At 69.6% G+C, this 6,372-nt stretch carries 7 protein-coding genes and 1 pseudogene; 4 read left to right on the top strand and 4 right to left on the bottom strand.

The annotated features are described in order from the left end of the window. The 4 genes and pseudogenes from QZ753_RS08800 to ffh all read right to left on the bottom strand — a co-directional run. Positions 1–341: pseudogene (locus QZ753_RS08800) on the bottom strand (hypothetical protein); the annotation flags it as partial. 135 nt (positions 342–476) lie between these two features. After that, positions 477–1,019, bottom strand: a complete 543-nt coding sequence (gene rimM, locus QZ753_RS08795) for a ribosome maturation factor RimM (RefSeq protein WP_294642869.1) — start codon at positions 1,017–1,019, stop codon at positions 477–479. A 179-nt stretch (positions 1,020–1,198) separates the two neighbouring features. Continuing rightward, the gene (gene rpsP / locus QZ753_RS08790; RefSeq protein ID WP_294642866.1) at positions 1,199–1,612 is read right to left on the bottom strand and encodes a 30S ribosomal protein S16; all 414 of its coding nucleotides are present in this window, start codon (positions 1,610–1,612) and stop codon (positions 1,199–1,201) included. Between the two features lie 90 nt (positions 1,613–1,702). Next, on the bottom strand, positions 1,703–3,262 hold the full coding sequence (gene ffh / locus QZ753_RS08785; protein ID WP_294642865.1) for a signal recognition particle protein: 1,560 nt from the start codon (positions 3,260–3,262) through the stop codon (positions 1,703–1,705). Positions 3,263–3,638: 376 nt separating this feature from the next. Here ffh and QZ753_RS08780 point away from each other — a divergent pair, with 376 nt between their 5' ends. The 4 genes from QZ753_RS08780 to QZ753_RS08765 form a co-directional block, all read left to right on the top strand. Next, positions 3,639–3,914 (top strand): hypothetical protein, encoded by a 276-nt coding sequence (locus tag QZ753_RS08780; protein ID WP_294642863.1) that lies wholly within the window; start codon positions 3,639–3,641, stop codon positions 3,912–3,914. Positions 3,915–4,033: 119 nt separating this feature from the next. Then, the gene (locus tag QZ753_RS08775) at positions 4,034–4,651 is read left to right on the top strand and encodes a TetR/AcrR family transcriptional regulator (protein ID WP_294642861.1); all 618 of its coding nucleotides are present in this window, start codon (positions 4,034–4,036) and stop codon (positions 4,649–4,651) included. A gap of 61 nt (positions 4,652–4,712) precedes the next feature. Further along, positions 4,713–5,909: an efflux RND transporter periplasmic adaptor subunit gene (locus QZ753_RS08770; RefSeq protein WP_294642859.1), complete on the top strand. Its 1,197-nt coding sequence runs from the start codon at positions 4,713–4,715 to the stop codon at positions 5,907–5,909. Then, the coding region (locus QZ753_RS08765; protein WP_294642856.1) for an efflux RND transporter permease subunit at positions 5,906–6,372 on the top strand (467 nt) is incomplete at its 3' end. The genes QZ753_RS08770 and QZ753_RS08765, both read left to right, overlap by 4 nt.

Genomic DNA, 6,372 nt, shown 5'->3' with positions numbered 1-6,372 from the left:
GCTTCGGCTTCGGCTTCGGCTTCGGCTTCGGCTTCGGCTTCGGCTTCGGCTTCGGCTTCGGCTTCGGCTTCGGAAGGTGTCCCGCCGCCTGCCGACGTGTCCAGGCCTTCCTCGTCGGCCGAGGACGTCGGTGCGCTCACCACGATGGCCGGCAACGGCTCGAGTTCTCCCGCGACGTCTGGAGCGGCGGGCGGCCCGTAGAGCGGGGCGGTCACGTCGGCTGCGTCCGTCGGCCCCGGATCGGTGGAGGCTCCGGGATCGGCCGAGATCGCCCCGCTTTCGCCCCCTGCCGTCTCCGGCAGATCTGCGCGCCCCTCTCGCTCTTCACCGATCACGCCCACGGCGGGTCCATCGCCGGACGGCCGGGTCGGATCGTGAAGGCCATGCGTCATGCGTCTTGCCACTCCGCAGGTCGAGGGGGGATCAGGGCTTCTTGATAGCTCTATCCTTCAAACGAGGCGAGAGTCGGTCCGCCTTCAGTCTTCGCGCGGCGCATCCTCGTCGGGCGGGACCAGGCCGGCGGCGACGGGCTCGACCAGGATGAAGCCGAGGTCGAGGTCGATCTCGGGAACGGCGGCTTCGGTAAAGGGGATCATCACGCTCTTGCCCCCGTCCGGCGCGATCTCGAGGATGTCGCCGGCGCCGAAGTCGTGGAAGGCGACCACCTCGCCGATCACCGTGCCGTCGACGAGCCGGGCGACGAGGCCGACGAGATCGGCCTGGTAGAATTCGTCCTCGCCCTCTTCGGGTAATGCCGTGCGGTCGACGAAGAGCTCGGTCCCGTTGAGGAGTTCGGCGGCGTTCCGATCGGTGACCTCCTTGAAGCGGACCACCACGACGTTCTTCTGGGCGCGCGCGGAGACGACCGTGTAGCGCCGGCCCTTGGCGTCGGTGAGCGGCCCGTAGGCGCCGAGGTCCTCGGGGTCCTCCGTGAAGGAGCGCACGCGCACCTCGCCCTTGATGCCGTGGGCGCCGCCGATCACGGCCAGAAGGATGGTGTCGCGGTTGGCGTCGGTCACGCGCGGGATTCCCGTCAGGAGGTCGAAAGGCGGCAAGGGTTCGTTCCGGGCGTCAGTCGCCCGTCCTGCCCGGCTCGTCAAGCGTCGGCCGGTTGCGACGGGCAGCGGAAACGAAAACGGCGCCCCGATCGAATCGGGACGCCGCATCCGCTGTTTCACGTGAAACGTTAAGAAGTGCCTTACTCGGCCGACGCCTCGGCGCCGCCGGCATCCGCCTGGGCCTTCTCGGCAGCGGCCTTCTCGGCGGCCTCGCGGGCGTCTTCCTCGCGCTGCTTGCGCTCGGCCTCGCGCTCCTGCGCCTTCTTGCCCGGAAGGGCCTTGGTCGGGTTGGAGCGGGTCGGACGGTTCACGATGCCGGCCTTGTCGAGGAAGCGCAGCACGCGATCGGTCGGCTGGGCGCCTTCGCTCAGCCAATGCTTGATCCGGTCCTCCTTGAGGGTGACGCGCTCGGCGTCCTTCGGGAGCATCGGGTTCCACGAGCCGACGGTCTCGACGAAGCGGCCGTCGCGGGGGCTGCGGGCGTCGGCGACGACGACGTGGTAGTACGGGCGCTTCTTGGAGCCGGCACGGGCAAGGCGCATCTTCAGGGGCATAGAGGTCTTCCTTCTGCTTCTTCTGTCTCGCGGCGCCTTCTTGGGATGCGCCGTCGGGTTTCGTTGGTCAGGTAATCCGGGCCGAAGCCCTTATTTCTTCCGGCCGAGGCCGGGAAGTCCGGGGAAGCTGCCGCCCGTGAGACCGGGAAGGCCGCCGCTCCCGAGGCCGGGGGGAAGGCCGCCGGGCAGGCTGCCGAGCCCGCCCTTCTGCATGGCCTTCGCCATCTCCTCGAGCTGCTTCGGGTCCATCTTCGACAGGTCCGGCATGCCGCCGCCCATCCCGCCGGGCAGGCCCATCTTGGCGCCGAGACCGCCCATGAGCTTGCCCATGATGCCGGCGCCCTTGCCGCCCTTGCCGCCCATCGCCTTCATCATGTCCGCCATCTGGCGGTGCATCTTGAGAAGCTTGTTGATGTCGGCGGCGTCCGTCCCGGAGCCGGCGGCGATCCGTTTCTTGCGCGAATGCTTCAGCTGGTCGGGGTTCGCGCGCTCCCACTTCGTCATCGACGAGATGATCGCGAGCTGTCGCTTCAGGAGCTTGTCGTCCATGCCGGCGGCGGCGATCTGGTCCTTCATCTTGGCCATGCCGGGCATCATGCCCATCACGCCGCCCATGCCGCCGAGCTTCTGCATCTGGCCGATCTGGGCCGCGAGATCGTCGAGGTCGAACTTGCCCGACTGCATCTTCTTGGCCATCGCCGCGGCCTGTTCCGCGTCGATGTTCTCGGCCGCCTTCTCCACGAGCGAGACGATGTCGCCCATGCCGAGGATGCGATCGGCGATGCGCCCGGGATGGAACTCCTCGAGCGCGTCCATCTTCTCGCCGGTGCCAATCAGCTTGATCGGCTTGCCGGTGACGGCGCGCATCGAGAGCGCCGCACCGCCACGACCGTCGCCGTCGACGCGGGTGAGCACAAGGCCGGAAATGCCGACGCGCTCGTCGAACGAGCGGGCAAGGTTCACCGCATCCTGACCGGTCAGCGAGTCAGCGACGAGCAGGATCTCATGCGGGCGGGTGGCGGCCTTGATCTCCGCCATCTCCTGCATCAGCGGCTCGTCGATATGCGTGCGGCCGGCGGTGTCGAGGATCAGGACGTCGTAGCCGCCGAGCTTGGCGGCCTGGCTCGCGCGGGCGGCGATCTCGACCGGACCCTGGCCGGCGATGATCGGCAGCGTCGCGACGCCGGTCTGCTCGCCGAGAACGCGCAGCTGCTCCTGCGCGGCCGGGCGGCGCGTGTCGAGCGAGGCCATCAGGACGCGCTTCTTCTGGCGCTCCGTCAGCCGCTTGGCGATCTTGCCGGTCGTCGTCGTCTTGCCCGAGCCCTGGAGGCCGACCATCATGATGGTGACGGGCGCTGGCGCGTTGAGGTCGATCGCGACCTGATCGGAGCCGAGCGTGGCGACCAGCTCGTCATGGACGATCTTGACGACCATCTGGCCGGGCTTGATCGACTTGACGATCTGGGCGCCGACGGCCTTCTCGCGCACGCGGTCGGTGAAGGAGCGCACCACCTCCAGCGATACGTCCGCCTCCAGAAGCGCACGGCGCACCTCGCGCAGCGCCGCCGCGACGTCGCCGTCAGACAGGGCACCGCGGCCGGTGAGGCCGTTCAGGATGGACCCGAGGCGGTCCTGGAGGGATTCGAACATCCGCTGTCTTCCTTGTCTTCCGGCCGTGCCGAAAGAATGGGAACTCGTGGCGCCCGATCCAAACCGAAACGAAGCGCCAAACGGAAACGCATCCGCGGGCGACACTCGCTGGCGGATGGTAACCTCCGTGCGGCTTCCGGGGGAAGGGACACGGTCGGCGGGTCGCGGACGGATGATCGAACGCTGAAATTCCCGTGCTTGAAACAAACACGGACGCCCCTGTCAAGGCGCCGCCCGCATCCGAGCCTTTCGACGGCCCATAAAAAGCAAAGCGTTAAGCACCTTTCCCAACACTCTTTTCAGCATCCAGGCGTTAAGTCGGAGACCGGAACCCGTGCCGTCCATGGTCACGGGCGGCACTGCAATCGACGGCCCGATGAACATTCTTCGCTTTCCCGACCCGACCCGGCATGGAGACCGCACCAGCGGTCCCGCCGAGCCGTCGCGGGCGTCGGGCGAAGAGGGCGCGGGCAGCCGCACGCCGTCGGACGCCCGCATCCTGCAGGCCATGTCGGTGCTGAACCGCCCGGTGCTCGACGCGGTGATGGGGCGGCGTCCCGGCGCACAGCGCGTCTTGGCGGCCTTTCGCGCCGACTGGACCCCGCCGCGCCTTCGCGCACCACGCCCGGCCAACGACGCGTCGACGGCCTGAGAGCCTCGATCCCGCGCCGAACCTCACCGCTCGCGATGATTTCCGACGCCGCACTCTCGACAACGTGAACCGGCGATCGTATGAGAACGATCGTTCGCTCTCACTCTATCCGGCCTCACGTGACCCCTTCTCCGATTGCCGCACAGGTTCTCCAGCCGAGCGACGAGCGTCGCCGCCAGATCCTGGCGGCCGCGCGCATCTGCTTCGCGCGCGCCGGGTTTCACGGGGCCTCCATGGGCCAGATCTGCGCCGAGGCGCAGATGAGCCCCGGCGCGCTCTACCGCTATTTTCCCGCCAAGGATGCGATCATCGAGGCGATCGCCGAGGAGGAGCGCGTCGGCGCCGTCGCCTGCATGGAACACCTGCGCGGTCCTGGTTCGATCGCCGACCGGCTGGTCGCCACCGCGATGGAATACCTCGCCTCGGCGCGCGACCCGGAAAGCGGCGGGCTGATGGTGGAGATCTGCTCCGAATCGCTGCGCAACACCGCGGTCGGCGCCCGCTTTTGCGAGCTCGAAGACATGGTCCGCACGACCATGCGCACCGCGATCGCCGAGGCGCGCGAGCGCGGCGAGGTGCCGGCCGATCTCGACCTCGACGTCGCCCTGACCATGATCTTCGCCTTCGGCGACGGCCTGATGATGCGCCTGCAGTTCGAGCGCGAGGTCGCGCTGGAAGCGATCGAGCCGCACCTCCTGCGCGTCGTGCGCGCGCTTCTTCGCATGGACGAGGCCTGATCCCGTGCGCCCGTCCCGCCGTCCCTCTTTCCGTTTCGACGCGTCTCACCGGAGGCAGCCCATGACCGCCCGCACCGCCCTTCTCGCCCTGTCGCTGCTTCTGGGCACCGCGCCCCTCGCCTGGGCGCAGGAGCCTGCCGCCGCTCAGGCGCCCGCGGTCGCCCCGCCCTCGATCAGCGTGGTGAAGGCCGAGCGCCGGCCCATCGTCGCCAGCGTGCCCGTCACCGGCACGTTCGTGCCGCGCGAGACCGTCAGCGTCGGGGCCGACGTCGAGGGCCTGCGCATCGAGGAACTCCTCGCCGACGAGGGCGACACGGTGAAGGCCGGGCAGGTCATCGCCCGGCTGGCGACCGATCTCGTGGACGCCGATCTCGCCCGCGCCACCGCCCAGATCGCCCGCGCCGATGCCGCGATCACGCAGGCCCGCGCTCAGGTCGAGGAAGCCGAATCCGCCAATACGGAAGCGGCGAGCGCTCTCCAGCGCACGCGCGCCCTGTCGGCCAAGGGCATCGTCGGGCAGGACATTCTCGACCAGCGCGTCTCGGCCGCCGCCGCGGCCGCCGCCCGCCTCGCCTCCGCGCGCCAGGGCATCGCGCTCGCCGAAGCCGACCGCGCGTCGGCCGAGGCCGACCGGCGCTCGCTGGAGCTGCGTCGCTCCAAGGCCGAGGTGGAGGCGCCGACCGACGGCCTCGTACTCGCCCGCTCGGCCCGCCTCGGCGCGGTCGTGTCGGCGGCCGCGGGGCCGCTCTTCGAGATCGCCCGCGACGGCCTGATCGAGCTCGACGCCGAGGTCAGCGAGACGCAGCTCGGCGCGATCGAGAAGGGTCAGCCCGCGGGCGTCCGCTTGCCCGGCCGCGACGAGAGCGTCAACGGCGAGGTCCGCCTCGTGTCGCCGAAGGTCGACCAGGCGACGCGCCTCGGGCGCGTCTTCATCGCGCTGCCGCCCTCCCCCGCGCTGCGCTCGGGCTCGTTTGCCCGCGGCAGCGTCGAGACGGCGCGCTCGGAGGGCGTCGTGATCGCGCGCACCGCGGTTCTCACCGACGAGGGCGTCGCCCGCGTTCAGGTGGTCAAGGACGGGCGGATCGAGACGCGACAGGTGAAGACCGGGCTCGTCGCCGGCGACGAGGTCGAGATCACCGACAATCTCCAGCCCGGCGAGGACGTCGTGTCGCTCGCCGGCACCTTCGTGCGCGACGGCGACGCCGTGACGCCGATCGCGACCGACGGCGAGACGCAGACCGCGGAGGCCGCGCGATGAACTGGAACATCTCGGCCTGGGCGATCCGCAACCCGGTTCCGCCCATCCTCCTCTTCGTGGTGCTCGTCGCGCTCGGGATCATCTCCTTCCTGACGCTGCCGATCACGCGCTTTCCCAACATCGACGTGCCGGTCGTCTCCGTCACCATCCTGGAGCAGGGCTCGGCCCCGTCCGAGATGGAGACGCAGATCACCAAGCGCGTCGAGGACGCGGTGGCCGGCGTTTCCGGCATCAAGCACATCACCTCCACCATCACCGACGGCCAGTCGGTGACGGCGGCCGAGTTCCGACTGGAGATCAACACCGACCGCGCCGTCAACGACGTGAAGGACGCGATCGCCAAGATCCGCGGCGACCTGCCGCGCACGATCGAGGAGCCGATCATCCAGCGGGTCGAGGTCGAGAACCAGTCGATCGTCACCTACGCCGCCTCCTCGCCCGGCAAGACGCCCGAGCAGCTCTC

It is taken from the genome of uncultured Aureimonas sp. (assembly GCF_913775355.1).
Lineage (GTDB): Bacteria > Pseudomonadota > Alphaproteobacteria > Rhizobiales > Rhizobiaceae > Aureimonas.
Note: the sequence above shows the minus strand (reverse complement) of the source record. Positions and strands in the feature narration are given on the sequence as shown.

Coding starts and splice junctions, on each gene's coding strand:
- ffh (WP_294642865.1), bottom strand. CDS start 3,262: ATGTTCGAATCCCTCCAGGACCGCCTCGGGTCCATCCTGAACGGCCTC.
- QZ753_RS08770 (WP_294642859.1), top strand. CDS start 4,713: ATGACCGCCCGCACCGCCCTTCTCGCCCTGTCGCTGCTTCTGGGCACC.
- rpsP (WP_294642866.1), bottom strand. CDS start 1,612: ATGCCCCTGAAGATGCGCCTTGCCCGTGCCGGCTCCAAGAAGCGCCCG.
- QZ753_RS08780 (WP_294642863.1), top strand. CDS start 3,639: ATGAACATTCTTCGCTTTCCCGACCCGACCCGGCATGGAGACCGCACC.